The following is a 21,112-nucleotide window of genomic DNA, read 5'->3' as shown; positions in this document are numbered from 1 at the left end:
CGCGAATGCGGTGTATCAGTGACAGATGAATTGACTGACCCACCGCATTCGCGAGCAAGCCCGCTCCCACATTTAGACCGCGTTGCATCAGGTAGATAGGCTTTTGCCTTGCACTTGATCTGGCTTTTGCTTCAACCACTCAGGTCGGCTTTCAGGCCGCCGTGCTGTAGATCTTGATCTTGATTTTGATCTGAGGCGCCCCGTTAACCACGATGGCCGAACGCAGGCTTGAATCCGTGGGTAACCCGGCAGGACGCCGGGTTAGCCGCGCTGGGCCAAGGATGGCCCATCGCGGCGGCCCATGGATTCAAGCCGGAGTTAGGGCATGCCGAGCCTAAGCGAGGCACCGAGTGGTGGGGCACAGACCTTTTGGTTACTTTTGGCTGGGCCGGCATTCCGGGCGTTTGCCAAAAGTGACCCGCCGTAAGGGCGGAACCCTAAGTAGCCGTTACCGCAGCAACGGATATACACCCCCACTGCGACGATAAAACACCACAGACGCCAATATTTGTGTAGATACCTATGCCGCGATGAGGCCGGTGTGTTCAATATTTATATCAGGGCTGGAACGCGCCAATAAAGATCGCCGGGTCAACCCGCGCATCGTTAAGGCTGATGTTCCAATGCATATGCGGCCCGGTCGCACGGCCTGTGGAACCGACCTTGCCCACCACCGCGCCGCGTGCCAGCTGGTCGCCAACTTTTACGTCGATCTTCGACATATGGCAGAACATGCTGATAAAGCCCTGGCCATGGTCGACGAACACAGTGTTGCCGTTGAAGAAGTAGTTGCCGGTGAGGATCACCTTGCCCGCCGCCGGCGTCTTGATCGGCGTGCCTGCACCCACCGCGAAGTCCAGCCCCGAATGCGGGTTGCGTTCCTCACCATTAAAGAACCGGCGCACGCCGAATTTGCTCGACAGTGGCCCGTTGACCGGTTTGTCCAGCAGCAGGTTGCTCGGCGTGCTCGGGCTGAAGCTGCGGTAAGCCTTGAGCTGTACGGCCAGTTCGCCTTCGATGCGCTTGAGTTGCGCCGGGGCTGGGTTCACCTGGCTTTTGTTCTTCAAGGTGATGTGCTGTTCGGGGTATTTCTTGAAGCCCACCACAAACGGCAAGTTCTGCCCGCCGCTGGTGATGCGCTCGGTGCCGGGTTTGACGGTCAGCGGGATCCCGACAATTGCCAGCCAGTTGTTCTGTTCCTTGACCACCAGCACCGGCCGATTCAGGTAGCTGGCTTTCGGCGCGCTGGCCGAGGCGCCCAGGTCAACCACCGCGACGCCACCCGGCACTGGCTTGTTCAGCAGCCGAGTGATGTAGCTGTCGGCGTGGGCGTTGAGGGTGAGGCACAACAACATCAGCAGGCTAAATAAACGTGGCATCGATCAATCCAGTAACGACAGGGTGACGGGCGTCAGGTGGTTATCTTCCACCCGCACCTGCAATTGGCCTTCGCCCAGGCGTGCGGTCAGGCGCTGGCCAGTGTGGGTTTGCGCGGCGTTGCGGATCGCCTGGCCACGCTCGTCCAGCAGGATGCTGTAGCCACGGCCCAGGGTGGCAAGCGGGCTGACCACCTGCAGCGTCTGCACCTGGCTTTGCAGTTGCAGGCGGCGCGCCTTAAGGCCTTCGCGCATGGCGCGGGGCAGGCGTTCGGCAAGGCTATTCAGGCGTTGGCGCAACAAGGCCAACTGGCGGCCGGGGTGTTGGCCGGCGAGGCGGGTTTCCAGGCGGATCAAGCGTTCGCGACGGGTATTGAGGCTGCGCTCGAAGGCGCGACGCAGGCGCATGTCCAGGTCATCCAGGCGCTGGGCCTGTTGGCGCAGACGTTCGCCAGGGTGGCGCAGGCGGCGGGCCATGCCCTCAAGGCGCAGACGGTCGTGGCTGAGGCGGTTGCGCATCAGCATCTGCAGGCGGCGGTGCAGGTTTTCGACCTGTCGCACCAGGTGGCTGGCGTCCGGCGCGAGCAATTCAGCGGCGGCGGAGGGCGTAGGGGCACGCACGTCCGCCACAAAGTCGCAGATAGACACATCGGTTTCATGGCCGACAGCGCTGACGATGGGCGTTACGCAGGCATCTACCGCACGGGCCACGGCTTCTTCGTTGAAGCACCAGAGGTCTTCCAGCGAACCGCCGCCACGGGCCAGGATCAACGCATCGAAGCCGCGAGCGTCAGCCAGCTTCAGCGCACGCACGATCTGTGCAATGGCTTCGCGGCCTTGCACAGCGGTGGGAATCAGTGTCAGTTCAACGTTCGGTGCGCGACGGCGGAATACGCTGATGATGTCGCGGATCACCGCGCCCGTCGGCGAGCTGATAATCCCAATGCGCCTGGGATGGGCCGGCAGCGGCACCTTGCGCTCAGCACTGAACAAGCCTTCGGCGCTGAGCTTTTCCTTCAGCGCATCAAAGGCCAGGCGCAGCGCGCCGTCGCCGGCAGGTTCCACGGTATCGAGGATCAACTGGTAGTCGCCACGGCCTTCGAACAGCGAGACCTTGCCGCGCACCTTCACCGCCAAGCCGTCCTTCAACGCCTGGCGTACACGCGCGGCATTGTTGCGAAACAGCGCGCAACGCACCTGGGCGCCGCTGTCCTTGAGGGTGAAATACACATGGCCGGAAGCCGGGCGGGCAAGGTTGGAGATCTCGCCTTCGACCCAGATATTGGTGAACACGTCTTCCAGCAACACCCGCGCGCGGCCGTTGAGCTGGCTGACAGTCAGGACTTCGCGGTCCAGGCCCAAGCGGGCAAACGGATCTTTAATCATGAGGAGCGATCTTTAATCATGGGCGGCAGTTTATAGGGATTCGTGCAAGGTTTGGCAGAATTGCTCCACCAGTGCGCTCGGCGCCTGCGCGCAGGCAAGGGCCACGGTACTCAAGCAGTCCGGGTCCGCCAGGGACAAAAAGTGCAGGTTGGCCGGCGCTATGTCCTGCATGGATTTTGGTAACAGGGCAATACCGAACCCGGCCTGGATCAGCTGCAACTGCGTGGTCTTGCGCGACATCACCCGCGCCGCCTTGGGGAAAAATCCGGCGCGCATGCACAGTTCAGCTGACAGATAACTCAGGCCACCCCGCTGGGGATGAGGGATTGAAATAAACGCTTCGTCCTTGAGCTGTGCCAGTTCCACAGGTGTATCACTGCGTGCCAGAGGGTGATTGGGCGGCACCGCCAACACCAGTTGTTCGCTATATAAAGGCACCACGCGCACGCCTTCACGCTGGCGCAGCACGGGTAAACGTAAGAGGCCGACTTCCAGGCGCCCGTCAGCAATTTCTTCAAGCTGCGCCTCGGAAGACAGCTTGACGATATCCATCGTCACGCCGGGGCAGCGCTCCAGCCAGGCACTGATGCCGTGCAGCAATGGCCCGCTCATCGGCACGGTGCTTGAATGGCTCAGGCGCAGGGTGCCAAGCTGACCCTTGCCAACCTGAGTGGCCATCTCACTGGCCTTGAGCAGTTCGTTCAGCAGGTTGCGCGCCCTTGGGTAAAAGGCTTCGCCCGCCGCCGTCAGCCGGGGTTGGCGCGCGGTGCGCTCGAACAATGGGGTTTGCAGCTGGGTTTCCAGCTCCTTGATCTGTCGGCTCAGGGCCGATTGCGCCACGAACAAACGCTCGGCGGCGGCGCTGAAGCTGCCGCTGTCGGCGATTTCGACGAAGTAACGCAGTTGGCGAGTGGAAATCACGCGTCATGCCTTTTCGAGATGAGTAGAGGGCTTTGATGATATTAGTCGCAACGCTCGGCGATGGCTAAAGTGATGCCTGTCTCTTTTAAGGAATACGTCATGAACCCGGTTGAGCTGATGAGCCAGTGGTCGTTTAGTGGTGTCGATTGGCTGGTCATCGGCCTGGGTGTGGCGGTGGCCTACATCGTTTTCGGCATCGCAGGCTTTGGCACGGCGCTGGTGGCGGGGCCGATCCTGATTGTGTTTATGCCGCTGTCAAAGATCATCCCGCTGCTGGTGCTGCTGGATTTTGTCGCGGCTTTTGGCAATCTGCTGCAATCGCGGCGAGACGTAAACAAGCCCGAACTGCTGCGGTTGCTGCCGTGCATGGCCATTGGTTGCACGCTCGGTGTGATCTTTCTGCTCAACCTGCATTCGGATCTGTTGTTGCTGCTGATGGGTGTGTTTATCAGCGCCTATGCGATCTACAGCTTGTCGGTGAAGGCGCGGCCCAGGCAACTTTCCAAAGGCTGGTCGATTCCCATGGGCACCGTCGGCGGGCTGTTTGGCGCGTTGTTCGGCAGTGGCGGCTTTTTATATGCGATCTACCTCAACAGCCGTTTGCCCAAGGACGCGGCGCGGGCCACGCAAAGTGCGTTGATCAGTTGCAGCACGGTGGTGCGCCTGAGCCTGTTCCTGATCGCCGGGGTGTATGCGGATTTGCCGCTGTTGATGTTGGCGTTGTGCCTGCTGCCGGCGATGGCCCTGGGGCTGTGGTGTGGGCGCAGGCTGACGATGCGCATGTCCCGCGAAGCCTTTGTGCGCTTGGTGACGTGGTTGGTGCTGGCAAGCGGCATTGCGTTGATTGGGCGGTATTTGAGTACTTGACCTGATTTCTTCAGGGATTAAGCTGCCAGCCTTCAGGGCCTCTTCGCGAGCAAGCCCGCTCCCACATTTGGCATTGTGAACACTTTCAAAATGTGGGAGCGGGCTTGCTCGCGAAGGCGTCAGACGCCACACCGCAGGACTCCCATGAACTCCCAAAGCATCCTTGTCCCCAAAATCTCCACCTTGCCCGTCCACGAACCCCGCGCTCGGGCGATCGTGCGCTGGCTGGTGCGCAAGAACATCATCAAGGAAGAGCTGACCACCTGCGGGCGCACCGGCAACCGCATGGCCTACGCCCTGGCCGATGGCGCCCGTGCCGTGGTGCTGCACCCCGAAGCGCTGCCGTTCAACGAGCCGGTCAATGGCCTGGAGATCATCTACAAGCGCTGCATCTACACACCCGCCAAGGGCTTTCTCGAAGAAGCCGGCTGCCCGGAATGCCTTAAAGAGGTCGGCGAAGCACTGTTCGAAAGCCTGGAAGACTGGATGCCCGGCCACACCGACAACTTCACTTGCCCGTTGTGTGGGCATGAAGATGACATCAATGGGTTTCTATTCCTGCAGGAATGCGGGTTTTCCAACCTGGGTTTCATCTTCAACAACTGGGCGGAGGCGGGGTTCAAGCAGAGCTTTATCGACGAATTTGCCGACTGGCTGGACCAGAAGATGAGTTGGGTCAAAGTCGAGCTTTAATCCGATCGTTCCCACGCTCCTGCGTGGGAATGCATCCCGTGACGCTCCTCGCCACCATTGCGCAATGGTTGAAGCCTTGCGCTGACCCCGGACGCGGAGCGTCCAACGAGGCATTCCCACGCGGAGCGTAGGAACGATCAAGCCGTGAGTTTTATCCATCTATCAGTATTACCAAGTTTGTCAGAGTTTTACATTGAGCCCGACAGGGTGCATGTATATAATGGCGCGCTTCCATTTTCCCGCTCGGGAGCCCCCGCGATGCTGCGTATCAGCCAAGAAGCTCTGACATTCGACGACATTCTCCTAGTGCCCGGTTATTCCGAGGTGCTTCCTAACGAAGTCAGTCTCAAGACCCGCCTAACCCGTGGCATCGAGCTGAATATTCCTCTGGTTTCCGCTGCCATGGACACCGTCACTGAAGCCCGTTTGGCAATCGCCATGGCTCAGGAAGGCGGCATTGGCATCATCCACAAGAACATGACCATCGAGCAGCAAGCTGCCGAAGTGCGCAAGGTCAAGCGTTACGAAGCCGGTGTGGTGAAAGATCCAATCACCATCGAAGCCGACGCCACCGTGCGTGACCTGTTCGACCTGACCCGCCTGCACAACATCTCCGGCGTTCCGGTACTGCACGATGGCGACCTGGTCGGCATCGTCACTTCCCGTGACGTGCGTTTCGAGAACCGTCTTGAAGTCACTGTCCGTGAAGTGATGACGCCTAAAGAGCGCCTCGTCACGGTCAAGGAAGGCGCCGACAAGAACGATGTGCGCGAACTGCTGCACAAGCACCGCATCGAGCGCGTGCTGATCGTCGACGACAAATTCGCCCTCAAAGGCATGATGACCGTCAACGACATCGAAAAAGCCAAGGCATACCCGCTGGCCAGCAAGGACGATCAAGGTCGTCTGCGCGTCGGCGCTGCGGTCGGCACCGGTAAAGACACCGGTGACCGCGTTTCGGCCCTCGTGGCTGCCGGTGTTGACGTGGTGGTGGTCGACACGGCCCACGGCCACTCCAAAGGTGTGATCGACCGCGTTCGCTGGGTCAAACAGAATTTCCCTGACGTACAAGTGATCGGCGGCAACATCGCCACCGGCGCAGCCGCCAAGGCCCTGGCCGAAGCCGGCGCCGATGCGGTCAAGGTCGGTATCGGCCCTGGCTCCATCTGCACCACGCGTATCGTCGCCGGTGTGGGCGTGCCGCAAATCAGCGCCATCGCCAACGTCGCTGCTGCCCTTGAAGGCACTGGTGTTCCGTTGATCGCCGACGGCGGCATCCGTTTCTCCGGTGACCTGTCCAAGGCCATCGTAGCCGGTGCTTCCTGCGTGATGATGGGCTCGATGTTTGCCGGTACCGAAGAAGCGCCGGGCGAGATCGAACTGTTCCAGGGCCGTTCGTACAAGGCTTACCGTGGCATGGGTTCGCTGGGCGCCATGTCCCAGGCGCAAGGCTCTTCCGACCGCTACTTCCAGGACTCCTCGGCAGGCGCCGAGAAGCTCGTACCGGAAGGCATCGAAGGCCGTGTGCCGTACAAAGGCACCCTGAGCGCGATCATCCATCAATTGATGGGCGGCCTGCGTTCCTCGATGGGTTACACCGGCAGCGCCGACATCGAAGAAATGCGCACCAAGCCAGAGTTCGTACGGATCACCGGCGCCGGCATGGCTGAATCCCATGTCCACGACGTGCAGATCACCAAGGAAGCGCCGAACTACCGCGTAGGTTGAGGCTTCCAGCAAAACGTTAAGTAACCGGGGCTGTTCTTTCAGCCCCGAGTTGTTTCTGATTCATTAGACGAGACTGACTTCATGGCCCTCGACATTCACGCCCACCGCATCCTGATCCTCGACTTCGGTTCCCAGTACACCCAGCTGATCGCCCGCCGCGTGCGTGAAATCGGCGTGTATTGCGAACTGCATCCGTTCGACATGGATGACGAAGCGATCCGCGAATTCGCACCTAAAGGCGTCATCCTCGCCGGTGGCCCCGAGTCCGTGCACGAAGCCAACAGCCCGCGTTGCCCGCAAGCCGTATTCGATCTGGGCGTGCCGGTGTTCGGCATCTGCTACGGCATGCAGACCATGGCCGAGCAACTGGGCGGCAAGGTTGAAGGTTCCGAACTGCGTGAATTCGGTTATGCCCGTGTCGACGTGGTCGGCAAGAGCCGCCTGCTGGACGGTATCGAAGACCACATCGACGCCGACGGCCTGTTCGGCCTCGACGTGTGGATGAGTCACGGTGACAAGGTCACCAAGATGCCGGAAGACTTCCACATCCTGGCCAGCACCCCGAGCTGCCCGATCGCAGGCATGTTCAACGACGAGCGCGGCTACTACGGCGTGCAGTTCCACCCGGAGGTGACTCACACCAAGCAAGGCGGGCGCATCCTGTCTCGCTTCATCCTCGACATCTGCCAGTGCGAAGCCCTGTGGACCCCGTCGAAAATCGCTGAAGATGCCATCGCCAACGTGCGCGCCCAGGTCGGCACCGACAACGTATTGCTCGGCTTGTCCGGCGGCGTTGACTCCTCCGTGGTTGCCGCGCTGCTGCACAAAGCCATTGGCGACCAGCTGACCTGCGTGTTCGTCGACAACGGCCTGCTGCGCCTGCACGAAGGCGAGCAAGTGATGGCCATGTTCGCCGAGAACATGGGCGTCAAGGTGATCCGCGCCAACGCCGAGGACCAGTTCCTCAACAACCTGGCCGGCGAGTCCGACCCAGAGAAGAAACGCAAGATCATCGGCCGCACCTTCATCGACGTATTCGATGCACAGGCCAAACACCTGAACAACATCAAGTACCTCGCCCAAGGCACCATCTACCCTGACGTGATCGAGTCGGCCGGCGCCAAGAGCGGCAAGGCCCACGTGATCAAGTCCCACCACAACGTGGGTGGCTTGCCGGAAGAGATGAACCTCAAGCTGGTAGAACCGCTGCGCGAACTGTTCAAGGACGAAGTCCGCCGTCTGGGTCTGGAACTCGGCCTGCCGTACGACATGGTCTACCGCCACCCATTCCCGGGCCCGGGCCTGGGCGTGCGCATCCTCGGTGAAGTGAAAAAGGAATACGCCGACCTGCTGCGTCGCGCCGACCATATCTTCATCGAAGAACTGCGCAAAGCCGACTGGTACCACAAAGTCAGCCAGGCCTTCGTGGTGTTCCAGCCGGTCAAGTCGGTGGGCGTTGTCGGTGATGGCCGTCGTTACGCGTGGGTTGTTGCACTGCGTGCCGTCGAGACTATCGACTTCATGACCGCGCGTTGGGCACACCTGCCGTACGAGCTGCTGGAGACTGTCAGCGGCCGTATCATCAATGAAATCGAAGGCATTTCGCGCGTTACTTATGACGTTTCGAGCAAGCCGCCGGCGACGATTGAGTGGGAATGATAGAAGGCCAGGCATTGACCGGCGCTCTCTAGCATGAAATATCCTGAAGCCCGCGTAATAGCGGGCTTTTTGGTTTTTTTGCTTAACATTATTTGGCTGGTGTTGGCATCGCCAAGCCCTCTTATCCATGGCATGGTAGCGGGGGCTTTATTCTGACGCCGTGTCATGCTTACTGATATCAAGCCCTGCAACTTCAGGCAAAGAGGAAAACTACACAAGGTGAATGATCGTGTCTAAGCGCCCCACCATCCTTGTTTCATCTACCGTCTATGGCATTGAAGACCTGTTGAACCGTATTTATATGGAACTCACAGTCTTTGGCTATGAAGTGTGGATGTCGCACCGGGGCACGCTGCCTGTTCGGTCGAATCGCACCGCCTTCGAAAATTGCCTCGCTGCGGTTGAAGACTGCGATTTTTTCCTGGGCTTGATTACGCCAAATTACGGTTCAGGGCGCGATGGCGAAGACCTTTCTATCACCCATCAAGAGTTGCAGCGGGCTATTGCATGCAAAAAACCACGCTGGGTGTTGGCGCATCAAAACGTAGTGTTTGCGCGACGCTTCCTGCGAGACCTGGGCCATAAGAACTCAGAGGAACGCAAAGGCCTACGCATGAAAAAAGGGGCGAACACCCTGTCTGATTTGCGTGTCATCGATATGTATGAGGAAGCTATCCTCGATACCAAGCCGCTGGTCGATCGGCATGGTAACTGGGTACAGGAGTTTGGCACGGACGAAGAGGCTTTGCTGTTTGCCTCGGCCCAGTTTTCACGTGTTCAAGAGGTTGAACTCTTTCTGAAAGAGAACCTCAGTGACCCTGAAGCGGTAAAGGCCAGGACTCAGTTGGCAGGTGGAGAGCAGCCATGAAACCCGAAGAACTGGCCCGTATACTGGCCTTGGGCGAAGGTAGTTCAGTGGAGTTCAAGGCCAAGGCAGATGCCAAGACTGTAGGGCAACAGGTATGTGCCTTTCTGAACTCCGGCGGTGGTTATTTGGTACTGGGCGTTGATGCCAAAAACGAGCCGGTCGGAATTACTAAGGACCCGGACGAAAGCGCTTTACGCAAGCTTGAGCAACAAATTGCCCAAGGTTTGGTACCCAAGGCATTGGTGTCGTTCGAGACCCAGTTCATTGCTGGCAAGACCTTATGGGTGGTTGAAGTACCAGCGGGACAAGACATCCCCTACAGTTTCCGCGATGAAGCTTTTATCCGCGAAGGTGAAATGACGCGTCGGGCTGATGTTGCAACCCTGCGTGACATGATCATGCGCCGTGAGGTCGAGCCGGAGCGCTGGGAGCGTCGCTTCTCAAATGCAGACCTACACGATGATCTCGACGAAAACGAAATCAGGCGCGCTGCCCAGCAGGGTGAGAGTGTCCGTCACGTCGACTTGTGGGGACAGGCTCCGGTGCGAACGCTGGAGTATTTGGGATTGGCGAAATACGGCCGGCTGACCAATGGTGGCGATGTCCTTTTCGCAAGTAATCCGGCCCGGCGTTATCCTCAAATACGGGTGCGCTGTGCGGCTTTTTCCACCGATAAGACTGACGACACTTACGGTGACTTCAAAAATTTCGAGGGGCCGTTGGTTACAGTGCTGGACAAGGTGTTTGCTTTCATCCGCCGTAATACACCTAGTCGCAGCCACTTCGGAGTCGACCCTCTAAAAAGAGACGACCAGGGAACCTACCCCGATGGTGCTTTGCGTGAGGCGCTTGTGAACGCTTTTGCACATCGCGATTATGCTGACTTCCGGGGTGGTATCAGAGTGCAGGTATTTCCTCATCGGGTAGAAATCTGGAATTCAGGTTCCTTGCCCGAAGGGGTTACGCCGGACGGCCTTATTAACGGCCAGATTTCCATTCTGCGTAATCCGGACATAGCCCATGTGCTTTATCTTCAAGGGCTTATGGAGAAACTCGGGCGCGGAGGGTTGCTGATCAGCCATGCCTTTGCGGAACAAGGTTTGCCGCCGCCGGAATGGCAAAGTGATGCTCAAGGCGTAACCTTGACACTGCGCACCCCGGAGGTTACCCCTGAGGTCGCCCCGGAGGTTACCCCGGAGGTCACCCCTGAGGTCATCAGGCTGCTCGATGCCTTGGTAGGTGATCTGTCACGTAAGGAACTTCAGCAAGTTCTCGAGCTTAAGGATGCCGAACATTTTCGCAAAAGCTACTTGCGACCTGCGTTAGCTGCCGGCGTGGTCGAAATGACACAGCCTGACAAGCCCAGCAGTAGCAAGCAGCGCTACCGGCTGACAATTATGGGCCGGGGTTTGCAAAACTTGAATCGAAAGCCCTGAGCAGGCTTCAAGGCTAGAGCGCCCAAATTGGCAGGGCTTGCTGAACTGTAATCGACTTGGGGCGAAGGGCGTGCCACCGACCGTTTGAAGGTCGGTCGTCATGCCGTTGCCCCTCAACTATCTGCGCAGATTTCACCGCCGCGCAATATCCGAAAAGTAAAACTTATCCAGCGTATGTCGCGACTCGGTGTACTCGAACTGCCTTCCATCCTGCAAAAACGTCTGGTTACTCACCACGATCACATGACTTTGCCCATCGAGGTCCAGGTGTGCCTGGTCGTCTTTACTGCGGGGCAGGGCTTCGATGGTGCGTTGGGCGTAGCTGATCTGCAGCTGCAATGTCCCTTCGATAAACGCATAGATCGACTGTTGGGCGATGTCGCGATCCAGCCCCGGGATCAGCTCGGCGACAAAATGGTTGATGTCGAGGATCACTCGTTTGCCGCCGATGCGCCGTACCCGTTTGATACGGGTGATCAGCGTGCCGGGCTCGGCCTCGATATGTTGCAGCAGTGAGCCTTCCAGCGGCAGTTGGGTGAACTCGACGACTTCGGTGTGTATGTCATCGCCCAGGTCGGCGTGGGTTTCGTGGAAGCTGACGATGCCGCCCAGTTGGAACTCGATGGGGTTGGGCGACAACACAAAGGTGCCCTTGCCGTGGATTTTTTGCGCAAACCCACGCTCCTGCAACTGCTCGATGGCGCGGCGCACCGTGCCACGGCTGGCCTGGTAGGCGTCCATCAGTTCGGTTTCGGAGGGAAGGCGCGTACCGCGTTGCAGGCGTTCAGTGGTGATGCTGGCAAGCAGATCCGTATAGATCTGGTTGTATTTGCTCATGGGGATGGCTCTGTGCCCGGCTTGATGAAGGTGAACGGCGCGTTCAAGGCAGGAACCTTAGTGGCAGAGGTGGGCTTTGTCCATTAGACCTGCGTGGAATTAGGGAAATGTCTGACTTCAAATTCAGAAATTTAAACTTTGCGTAACTCGTACAGACGAGTTATTGATTTAACTCGTACATACGAGTACTTTTGGCCACGGCGTGCTGCCAATGACTGCCCTCAAATAAAAAAACCAAAGTGGAAACCAAGCATGAGCCACGACTATTCGAATATTGCCCGCGAGATTCTTGAGAACCTCGGGGGCAGCGACAACCTTGAGCAAGCTGCCCACTGCGTGACCCGCCTGCGCCTGGCGCTCAAGGACCCGAGTCTGGTCAACAACAGCGCGTTGAACCAGGTCGATCTGGTCAAGGGCTCGTTCTTCACCGGCGGCCTGTTCCAGGTGGTGATCGGCCCCGGCGAAGTGGAAAAGGTCTATGCCGCCCTGCGTGAGCAGACGGGGCTTGCGGCTTCGACCATTGCCGACGTCAAACAGAAGGGCGCCGACAAGACCAACGCCATGCAGCGTCTGGTGCGGGTATTTTCCGATGTGTTCATGCCGATCCTGCCCGCACTGATCATCGCCGGCCTGCTGATGGGCGTGAACAACCTGATGGGCGCCAAGGGCATGTTCATCGAGGGCCAGACGCTGCTGGAGGCGTATCCGAACCTGGATGGCCTGTGGAGCCTGATCAACCTGATGGCCAACACCTCATTCGTGTTCCTGCCGGCGCTGGTGGGCTGGTCGGCGGCCAAGCGTTTTGGCGGCAGTGAAATCCTCGGCATCGTGCTTGGCCTGATGCTGGTGCACCCCGACCTGCTCAACGCCTGGAACTACGGCAAAGCGGTGGCGGGCCTTGATGGCCAGAGCCTGCCGTACTTCGATATTTTCGGTTGGTTCAAGATTGAGAAGGTGGGTTATCAGGGGCAGATCCTGCCGATCCTGATGGCGGCCTATGTGATGAGCGTGATCGAGAAATGGCTGCGGGCGCGGGTGCCTAACGCCATTCAACTGCTCGTGGTGCCGATCACCACCATCGTCGTCACCGGCGTGCTGGCGCTGGCCATCATCGGCCCGGTGACTCGTCACCTCGGCATCCTGATTACCGAAGGCGTGGTCACCCTGTTTGACCTGGCGCCGATGCTTGGCGGGGCGATCTTCGGCCTGTTGTATGCGCCGCTGGTGATCACCGGCATGCACCACATGTTCCTCGCCGTCGACCTGCAGTTGATCAGCACCCAGGGCGGCACCTTTATCTGGCCGATGATCGTGATGTCCAACCTGGCCCAGGGCAGCGCCGCACTGGGCGTGTTCTACATGACCCGTAACGCGCGGGACAAAAGCATGGCCTCAACCTCAGCGATTTCCGCTTACTTCGGCATTACGGAACCGGCGATGTTCGGTGTGAACCTGCGCTTCAAGTTTCCGTTCTATGCCGCGCTGCTGGGCTCGGCGCTGGGCAGCATTTTCCTCTCACTTAACAAGGTGACGGCCTCGGCCATTGGTGTCGGTGGGTTGCCTGGGTTTATTTCGATCATTCCGCAGTTCATCCCCAGTTTTGTGATCGGGATGGTCATCGCCATGGTCGTGCCGTTTGTTCTGACCTGTGCGTTGAGCATGAAGATCGTGCGGCCTGGATACCGGGTCGCCTGATCGACCGCTATCGCGAGCAAGTCGAAGAGGCCTTCAAGGCCAGCACAAAAACCAATTGAAGGAACCCACCATGCAAGACTGGCAACACTCGGTGATCTACCAGATCTACCCCAAAAGCTTCCACAGCCACGCGGGTAACGCCACCGGTGACCTGCTGGGCATCGTGGACAAGCTCGATTACCTCAAGTGGCTGGGTGTGGATTGCCTGTGGATCACCCCGTTCCTGCGCTCGCCGCAACGCGACAACGGCTACGACATCAGCGACTACTACGCCATCGACCCCAGCTACGGGACCATGGCCGACTGCGACCTGCTGATCAGCGAAGCGGCCAAGCGCGGCATCAAGCTGATGCTCGACATTGTGGTCAACCACACCTCCATCGAGCATGAGTGGTTCCAGCAGGCGCGCAGCAGCCTCGACAACCCGTACCGCGACTTCTATATCTGGCGCGACCAGCCGAACAACTGGGAATCCAAGTTCGGCGGTTCGGCCTGGGAATACGAGGCACAAACCGGCCAGTACTTCCTGCACCTGTTCGACCACACCCAGGCTGACCTCAATTGGGACAACCCCAAGGTGCGCGCCGAGGTGTTCAAGTTGATGCGCTTCTGGCGTGACAAAGGCGTGGGTGGTTTCCGCCTGGACGTGATCAACCTGATTTCCAAACCCGCCGATTTCCCCGAAGACAACAGCGACGGCCGGCGCTTCTACACCGACGGCCCGAACGTGCATGAATACCTGCAGCAAATGCACCGCGAAGTGTTCGAAGGGCACGACCTGATCAATGTCGGCGAGATGTCGTCCACCAGCCTTGAGCACTGCATTCGTTATTCGAATCCGGCGTCCAAAGAGCTGTCGATGACCTTCAACTTTCATCACCTGAAAGTCGATTACCCGAACCTGCAAAAGTGGGTGAAGGCCGACTTCGACTTCCTGCAACTCAAGCAGATTTTCTCCGACTGGCAATTGGGCATGCAGGCCGGTGGCGGCTGGAACGCGCTGTTCTGGTGTAACCATGACCAGCCGCGGGTGGTCTCGCGTTTTGGTAACGACGGCGAGTACCGCGTGGTCTCGGCCAAGATGCTCGCCACTGCGCTGCACTTCCTGCAGGGCACGCCGTATGTGTACCAGGGCGAAGAGCTGGGCATGACCAACCCGGGTTTCAACAAGATTGAGCAGTACCGCGATGTCGAGACCCTGAACATCTACCGCCTCAAGCGTGATGCCGGTGAGTCCGAAGCGTCGAGCATGGCGGCGATCATGCAGAAGTCGCGCGACAACAGCCGCACGCCGATGCAGTGGAACGCCGAAGCCAATGCCGGTTTCAGCAGTGGTGAACCGTGGATCGGCATTCCGGCCAACGCGGCGCAGATCAACGTCGAGAGCCAGCTGGAAGACCCCGATTCGGTGCTGCATCACTACCGCGCCCTGATCGCCATGCGCCGCAGCGAACCGCTGATCCAGAACGGCGTTTATCGCGAGTTGCTGCAAGACCACCTGCAAGTCTGGGCGTACCTGCGCGAAGGCCAGGGCGAGCGCTTGCTGGTGCTGAACAACTTCTATGGCAAGCCCTGCGAAATCCAACTGCCCGAAGGCGTCATCAGCGCGGCGAGCGAGCAACGCTTGCTGATCAGCAACTACCCCGACTGCCCTGTGCGTGCGAGCACGCTGCTGTTGCGCCCGTATGAATCGTTTGTGCTGCACCTCAAGGACTGAGACCCGCTGCAACCCCCGTATGGGAGTGCGGGGGCGCTTCACCCAAAAACATAATAAAAATATCGGAGTGCTTCATGAAAACAACAATAAAGCTGGGCCTCATTGCGTCATGTTTCACCGCTCCTTTTGCCGCTCAGGCTCTGGAGTTTGCCGGCTACTTGCGCAGCGGCGCGGGGACTTCAACAGGCAGTGGCAAGCAACAGTGTTTCCAACTGCCGGGGGCGCAATCCAAATACCGTTTGGGTAACGAATGCGAGCAGTACGCCGAATTTGAGTTGCGCCAGGACCTGCTGTCCCTCGACGACGGCTCGGTGCTGAGCGTCGATGCCATGGCATCGCTGTACAACAAATACGACCGCGCCCTGAAGTTCCAGGGTGAAGACAACGGCTCGGCGCGCATGCCGCAGATGTATGCGCAGTGGTCCAACCTGCCCAGCCTCAATGGCGGCTCGGTGTGGGCGGGGCGCCGTTACTACAAGCGTAACGACATCCATATCTCCGACTTCTACTACTGGAACCAGAGCGCCACGGGCGGCGGTGTCGAAGACGTCAAGATCGGCGACCTCAAATACAGCTACGCCTTGTCGCGCAAGGACAACCTGTACCAGAAGGAGTACGCCACCCGTCACGACTTCAACGTGGCGGGCTTCAAGACCAACCCCGGCGGTGAGCTGGAATTTGGCTTGAGCTACATCGAAAAAGCCGGCGGGCGTGAGGCCAACAGCGGTTGGGCGATCACCGCGCAGCATGTGCAAAAACCGTTTCTTGGCGGCAAGAACAAATTCGCCTTGCAGTACGGCGAAGGCCCCGGCACGGGCTTGGGCTATACCGGCAATACCGCCTTGGACAAGAGCAGCAAAAGCTACCGCGCCGTGGAGTTTTTCGACTGGCAGGTAACGCCGCGTTTCGGCGGGCAGGTCGAGGCCGTGTATCAAAAGGATATTCGCCCTGGCAGCCAGGACCAGACCTGGATGTCCATCGGCGTGCGCCCGGCATATGCCATCAGCGAACAGTTCAAACTGGTCACCGAGCTTGGGCATGATCAAGTCGAGGCTGCCGGCGGTACACGCAAGCTGAGCAAATTCACCTTCGCCCCGACCTGGTCGCCCAACGGCCCGGATTTCTGGGCGCGGCCGGAAGTGCGCTTGTACTACACCTATGCAACATGGAACGAAGCGGCCAAGCGTGCGGCGAATGAACTGGCGGCGGGCTCGGCGTTGTCCGACACCGGCGCCTACGGTACGGCGCGGCATGGCTCGAACGTGGGTGTGCAAGTCGAATACTGGTGGAAATAAAACTTTGGGTGTACATGACCCAAATGTGGGAGCGGGCTTTTGTGGCGAGCAAGCTTGCTTGCGCTGGGGTGCGAAGCGCCCCCAAGAGTCGGAGACTGCTGCGCGGTCAACGGGAGCAAGCTCCCTCGCCACAGCAAGCCAGCTCCCACACTGGACCGTCGTTCGCCCTATGATTTTTACAGAACAAAACAGCAGGTGAAGTCATGACCACAACTCAACCCCTGGAACTGCTGGCGCCCTTGTCCGGGGTGCTGCTGGCGCTGGACCAGGTACCTGACCCGGTGTTTGCCAGCCGCATGATCGGCGACGGCCTGTGCATCGATCCCACCTCGCAGACCCTGTGCGCGCCATTGGCCGGGGTGATCAGCAATATCCAGGACACCGGGCATGCGGTCAGCGTCACTGCTGACAACGGCGTGCAGGTGCTGATGCATATCGGCCTGGACACGGTTCACCTGGCAGGCAAGGGCTTCACCCGCTTGGTCGAGGAAGGTCAGCGCGTCGAAGTCGGGCAGCCGTTGATCGAGTTCGATGCCGACTACGTGGCGCTCCATGCGCGCAGCTTGCTGACCTTGATGTTGGTGGTCAGCGGCGAGCCGTTTGTGTTGCTGACACCGGGCAGCGGCGCGGTGGAAGTGGGCGAGCCTCTTGTGCGAGTCTCACCCGGCGAGGCCACTGACGCCCTGGGCGAGGAGGAGGGCGATGCACTGTTCTCCAAGCCGCTGACGCTGCCCAATGCCAACGGTTTGCACGCCCGCCCGGCCGCCGTGCTGGCCCAGACGGCCAAAGGTTTCAACGCCAGCATTTACCTGCACAAACAAACCCAGAGCGCCAACGCCAAGTCATTGGTGGCGATCATGGCGCTGCAAACCGTGCAGGGCGATACCTTGCAAGTGAGTGCGGCGGGAGAGGATGCCGATGCGGCCATCAAGGCGTTGGTAACCCTGCTGGCGCAAGGCTGTGGGGAGACGGTCGACGAGTCTGTTGCGCCGGCTGAAACACCAGCCCCCGAGTCATCGGCGGCCTTGTTGCGCGGCGTGTGTGCCTCGCCCGGCTCCGCGTTTGGCCAGGTGTTCCAAGTGGCGGAACCCGAGTTGCACATCGAGGAACAGGGTGCGGGTGAATCCGTTGAACACGCCGCGCTGACCCGCGCCTTACTGGCCGCCACCGAAGCGCTGCAAGTGTTGCAAGACAAAGCGGTTGGCAGCGCCCAGGCGGAGATCTTCCGTGCCCATCAGGAACTGCTTGAAGACCCGACCCTGTTAGAGCAAGCCCACCGCCTGCTCACCGAAGGCAAGAGCGCTGCCTTTGCCTGGAACAGCGCCACGGCCGCGACCGCCAAGCTGTTTCTCGGCCTGGGCAGTGCGTTGCTGGCTGAGCGCGCAGCGGATTTGGCCGATGTTGGCCAGCGTGTGCTGAAGTTGATCCTTGGTATTGAGGACAGCGCCTGGGAATTGCCGGATCGTGCGATCGTGATTGCCGAGCAGCTGACGCCCTCGCAAACCGCAGGCCTGGATACGCGCAAAGTGCTGGGGTTCGTCACCGTTGGCGGCGGCGCCACCAGCCATGTGGCGATCCTGGCGCGCGCCCTTGGTTTGCCCTCGCTGTGTGGTGTACCGGCACAGGCGCTGGCGCTGGCCAACGGCAAGCAGGTGCTGCTCGATGCCGACAAAGGCGAACTGCACCTGGAGCCCGACCTGGCGGCTGTCGAGCAACTGGCCGCTACGCGCAAGCAACACATACTGCGACGTGAACGTGAAGTGGCGCAAGCCGCCTTGCCCGGCATCACGCGCGATGGCCATCACGTCGAAGTCACGGCCAATGTCGCCTCGTTGCAGGAGGTCGAACAAGCCCTGGCCCTGGGCGGTGAAGGCGTCGGCCTGTTGCGTTCGGAGTTCCTCTACCTGGACCGCAATCGCGCGCCCAGCCCAGAGGAGCAAGCCGGCACCTACAGCGCCATCGCTCGAGCCTTGGGTAGCGAACGCAATCTGGTGGTGCGCACCTTGGATGTGGGCGGCGACAAACCCTTGGCCTATGTGCCAATGGAGCGTGAGACCAACCCTTTCCTAGGCCTGCGCGGTATTCGCCTGTGCCTGGAACGCCCTGAATTGCTGCGCGAGCAGTTCCGCGCGATCCTGGCGAGTGCCGGCTTTGCACGGCTGCATATCATGCTGCCGATGGTCAGCCTGCTGTCGGAGCTGCACCTGGCGCGCAAGATCCTTACAGAGGAAGCGCTGGCACTGGGCCTGACCGAGCTGCCAAAGCTGGGCATCATGATCGAGGTGCCGTCTGCGGCCTTGATGGCGGATGTGTTTGCGCCGCACGTGGATTTCTTCTCCATCGGCACCAATGATCTTACCCAATACACCCTGGCCATGGACCGCGACCACCCGCGACTGGCCAGCCAGGCCGACAGCTTTCACCCGTCGGTGCTGCGCCTGATTGCCACCACCGTCAAGGCCGCCCATGCCCATGGCAAGTGGGTCGGCGTGTGCGGCGCGTTGGCGTCTGAAGCACTGGCGGTGCCGGTGTTGATCGGGCTGGGGGTGGATGAACTGTCGGTCAGCGTACCGCTGATCCCGACCATCAAAGCCACCGTGCGCGAGCTGGACCTGGCCGACTGCCAGATCATCGCCCGCCAGGTGCTCGGCCTGGAAGAAGCCGCCCAAGTCCGCGAGGCCCTGCGCCTGTACCACGCGGCCACCGTTGAAACCTCACCTGTCGTGGAGCACTGAGCATGTTCGAGAAATTGCAAAGGGCGTTCTGGAAAGCCCTGACCCCGGATTTGATTGCCGAATCCGTGGTGGCGCCTGCGCAGGGCCTGTTGTCGACCGAGGTGCTGAGCGCATTGGGCGGTGTGGATAACCTCAAGTCGCAACAGCGCGTGGCGCTGACGCGGGTGCGGGTGCAGTTGCAGGATGCGGGACGGTTGGATGCGCAGGCGCTGAAGGCGGCGGGTGTACCGGGTGTGATGGTGTTGACGGGCGGGGTCGTGCATCTGCTCACCGGCCTGTAAGCCAAGTGCAGATCGAAATGTGGGAGCGGCGGTGCGACGATTCGACTTGCTCGCGAAAGCGGTGTATCAGTGACAGATGTATAGCCTGACCCAGCGCATTCGCGAGCAAGCCCGCTCCCACAGGAGTCTTAGGGTGTTTGGGAGGTTGGGTTTACAACTGCGGGTTATCTTCCGGCGGCTTGGTCTTGTCGATACCCGGCACGTGCAAGTTGCCTTCCACCACTTGGTTGCCTTCCAACTGCGGCTGGGTCACCCAGGTGAGAATGTCGTAATACCGCCGGATGTTCGCGACAAAGTGCACCGGTTCACCACCGCGGGCATAGCCGTAGCGGGTCTTGCTGTACCACTGCTTCTGCGACAGACGTGGCAGCATCTTCTTCACGTCCAGCCACTTGTTCGGGTTCAGGCCGTCTTTCTTGGCCAGCGTGCGCGCGTCTTCCAGATGGCCGGTGCCGACGTTATAGGCGGCGAGGGCGAACCAGGTGCGGTCCGGCTCGGCAATGCTGTCGTCCAGCTCATCCTTGATCTTGGCCAGGTACTTGGCACCGCCCATGATGCTTTGCTTGGCATCCAGGCGGTTGGACACACCCATCGCTTGCGCGGTGTTCTGGGTCAACATCATCAGGCCGCGCACGCCGGTCTTGGAGGTGACGGCCGGTTGCCACAGCGATTCCTGATAGCCGATGGCCGCCAGTAGGCGCCAGTCGACCTTCTCTTCCTTGGCGTAGGCGCGAAAGTGTTTCTCGTACTTGGGCAGGCGCTGCTGCAAATGCTGGGCGAAGGTGTAGGCGCCCACATAGCCGAGAACATCGACATGCCCGTAATAACGGTCTTTAAGCCGCTGCAGGGTGCCGTTTTTCTCGACCTTGTCCAGGTAGCTGTTGATCTCGTTGAGCAGGCTGTTGTCTTCCCCCGGCGCCACGGCCCAGCTCTGGTTGCTGGCATTGCCGAGGTCGAAGGCCACGCGCACGTTGGGGAAATACACCTGGTTCATCGCGACTTCGTTGGAGTCCACCAGGGTCAGGTCGATCTGGCCCTCGTCCACCATGCGCAGCAGGTCCACAACCTCAACGGCGTCGGACTCTTCGTATTCAATCGCCGGGTTCTGCTTTTTAAGCGCCGCCAATTGCTCGGCGTGGGTGCTGCCCTTGAGCACCATGATCTTCTTGCCCACCAGGTCTGCCGGGCCGGTCGGGCGCGATTGGCCGTTGCGGTAGATGATCTGCGGCGTGACTTCCAGGTATGGATGGGAGAAACGCACCTGCTGGGCGCGCTGCTCGCTGCTGACCAACCCGGCGGCCGCCAGAACCGGACCGTTGGGTTTGCCCAGCTGGCCAAACAGATCATCGAGGTTATCGGCAGTCTCGATTTCCAGCTTCACGCCCAGGTCATCGGCAAAGCGCTTGACCAGTTCGTACTCGAAACCGGTTTCACCGTTGCGGTCCTGGAAATACGTGGCCGGGCTGTTCCGGGTAATCACCCGCAATACGCCATCCTCCTTGATTCGCTCGAGCGTGCTGGGCTTATCAACACAGGCGCTGAGCATCAGGAAGAGTCCGGTTGCGATCAGCCATTTGGCGCATCGCGGGCGTAAAGCAGTAGGGGAGAACATCTGCGC

16 protein-coding genes are annotated in these 21,112 nt (G+C 59.9%); 11 read left to right on the top strand and 5 right to left on the bottom strand.

What is annotated here, in order from left to right; genetic code table 11:
* Positions 1-557: 557 nt before the first annotated feature.
* From ACTD9P_RS17785 to ACTD9P_RS17775, 3 genes are read right to left on the bottom strand one after another with little or no spacing between them, the layout of a single operon-like run.
* Positions 558-1,379 carry a peptidoglycan DD-metalloendopeptidase family protein gene (locus ACTD9P_RS17785; protein ID WP_438868720.1) on the bottom strand — a complete coding sequence of 274 codons (822 nt, stop codon included), beginning with the start codon at positions 1,377-1,379 and terminating at the stop codon, positions 558-560.
* Positions 1,380-1,382: 3 nt separating this feature from the next.
* Positions 1,383-2,762, bottom strand: coding sequence for an exodeoxyribonuclease VII large subunit (gene xseA / locus ACTD9P_RS17780; protein WP_438868719.1), 1,380 nt, complete (start codon positions 2,760-2,762; stop codon positions 1,383-1,385).
* A gap of 30 nt (positions 2,763-2,792) precedes the next feature.
* Complete coding sequence (locus tag ACTD9P_RS17775) at positions 2,793-3,683, bottom strand: LysR family transcriptional regulator (RefSeq protein ID WP_438868718.1); 891 nt, start codon at positions 3,681-3,683, stop codon at positions 2,793-2,795.
* A 99-nt stretch (positions 3,684-3,782) separates the two neighbouring features.
* Between ACTD9P_RS17775 and ACTD9P_RS17770 the strand changes: the two genes are divergently transcribed.
* From ACTD9P_RS17770 to ACTD9P_RS17745, 6 genes are all read left to right on the top strand, one after another.
* Positions 3,783-4,550 (top strand): sulfite exporter TauE/SafE family protein, encoded by a 768-nt coding sequence (locus ACTD9P_RS17770; protein ID WP_438868717.1) that lies wholly within the window; start codon positions 3,783-3,785, stop codon positions 4,548-4,550.
* 144 nt (positions 4,551-4,694) lie between these two features.
* On the top strand, positions 4,695-5,243 hold the full coding sequence (locus ACTD9P_RS17765; RefSeq protein ID WP_058422675.1) for a hypothetical protein: 549 nt from the start codon (positions 4,695-4,697) through the stop codon (positions 5,241-5,243).
* 258 nt (positions 5,244-5,501) lie between these two features.
* Positions 5,502-6,971: an IMP dehydrogenase gene (gene guaB, locus ACTD9P_RS17760; protein WP_016977684.1), complete on the top strand. Its 1,470-nt coding sequence runs from the start codon at positions 5,502-5,504 to the stop codon at positions 6,969-6,971.
* Positions 6,972-7,052: 81 nt separating this feature from the next.
* Positions 7,053-8,630 carry a glutamine-hydrolyzing GMP synthase gene (guaA, locus tag ACTD9P_RS17755; protein ID WP_438868716.1) on the top strand — a complete coding sequence of 526 codons (1,578 nt, stop codon included), beginning with the start codon at positions 7,053-7,055 and terminating at the stop codon, positions 8,628-8,630.
* 223 nt (positions 8,631-8,853) lie between these two features.
* Positions 8,854-9,498 (top strand): DUF4062 domain-containing protein, encoded by a 645-nt coding sequence (locus tag ACTD9P_RS17750; RefSeq protein WP_438868715.1) that lies wholly within the window; start codon positions 8,854-8,856, stop codon positions 9,496-9,498.
* The gene (locus ACTD9P_RS17745) at positions 9,495-10,934 is read left to right on the top strand and encodes an RNA/DNA-binding domain-containing protein (protein WP_438868714.1); all 1,440 of its coding nucleotides are present in this window, start codon (positions 9,495-9,497) and stop codon (positions 10,932-10,934) included. The genes ACTD9P_RS17750 and ACTD9P_RS17745 overlap by 4 nt, the downstream gene beginning before the upstream one ends.
* A gap of 132 nt (positions 10,935-11,066) precedes the next feature.
* On the opposite strand, the gene treR is transcribed toward ACTD9P_RS17745, so the two are convergent.
* Positions 11,067-11,771, bottom strand: coding sequence for a trehalose operon repressor (treR, locus tag ACTD9P_RS17740; protein ID WP_438868713.1), 705 nt, complete (start codon positions 11,769-11,771; stop codon positions 11,067-11,069).
* Positions 11,772-12,023: 252 nt separating this feature from the next.
* On the opposite strand from treR, the gene treP reads away from it, so the two are divergent.
* From treP to ACTD9P_RS17715, 5 genes are all read left to right on the top strand, one after another.
* Positions 12,024-13,466 (top strand): PTS system trehalose-specific EIIBC component, encoded by a 1,443-nt coding sequence (gene treP / locus ACTD9P_RS17735; protein WP_438868711.1) that lies wholly within the window; start codon positions 12,024-12,026, stop codon positions 13,464-13,466.
* Positions 13,467-13,536: 70 nt separating this feature from the next.
* A complete protein-coding gene (gene treC / locus ACTD9P_RS17730) occupies positions 13,537-15,183 on the top strand; it encodes an alpha,alpha-phosphotrehalase (protein ID WP_438868710.1) in 1,647 nt (548 codons plus the stop codon).
* A gap of 74 nt (positions 15,184-15,257) precedes the next feature.
* Positions 15,258-16,478, top strand: coding sequence for a maltoporin (locus ACTD9P_RS17725; protein WP_438868709.1), 1,221 nt, complete (start codon positions 15,258-15,260; stop codon positions 16,476-16,478).
* Positions 16,479-16,681: 203 nt separating this feature from the next.
* The gene (gene ptsP / locus ACTD9P_RS17720; RefSeq protein ID WP_438868708.1) at positions 16,682-19,213 is read left to right on the top strand and encodes a phosphoenolpyruvate--protein phosphotransferase; all 2,532 of its coding nucleotides are present in this window, start codon (positions 16,682-16,684) and stop codon (positions 19,211-19,213) included.
* Positions 19,214-19,215: 2 nt separating this feature from the next.
* Entirely contained in the window at positions 19,216-19,494 is a 279-nt protein-coding gene (locus ACTD9P_RS17715) for a PTS sugar transporter subunit IIB (RefSeq protein ID WP_438868707.1), read from the top strand.
* Positions 19,495-19,645: 151 nt separating this feature from the next.
* On the opposite strand, the gene mltF is transcribed toward ACTD9P_RS17715, so the two are convergent.
* Positions 19,646-21,106 carry a membrane-bound lytic murein transglycosylase MltF gene (gene mltF, locus ACTD9P_RS17710; RefSeq protein WP_017139703.1) on the bottom strand — a complete coding sequence of 487 codons (1,461 nt, stop codon included), beginning with the start codon at positions 21,104-21,106 and terminating at the stop codon, positions 19,646-19,648.
* Between the last annotated feature and the right edge of the window lie 6 nt (positions 21,107-21,112).

Source organism: Pseudomonas onubensis, assembly GCF_965653655.1.
Classification (GTDB): Bacteria; Pseudomonadota; Gammaproteobacteria; order Pseudomonadales; family Pseudomonadaceae; genus Aquipseudomonas.
The sequence above is the reverse complement of the archived record's forward strand: the minus strand, read 5'-3'. Positions and strand labels throughout refer to the sequence as shown.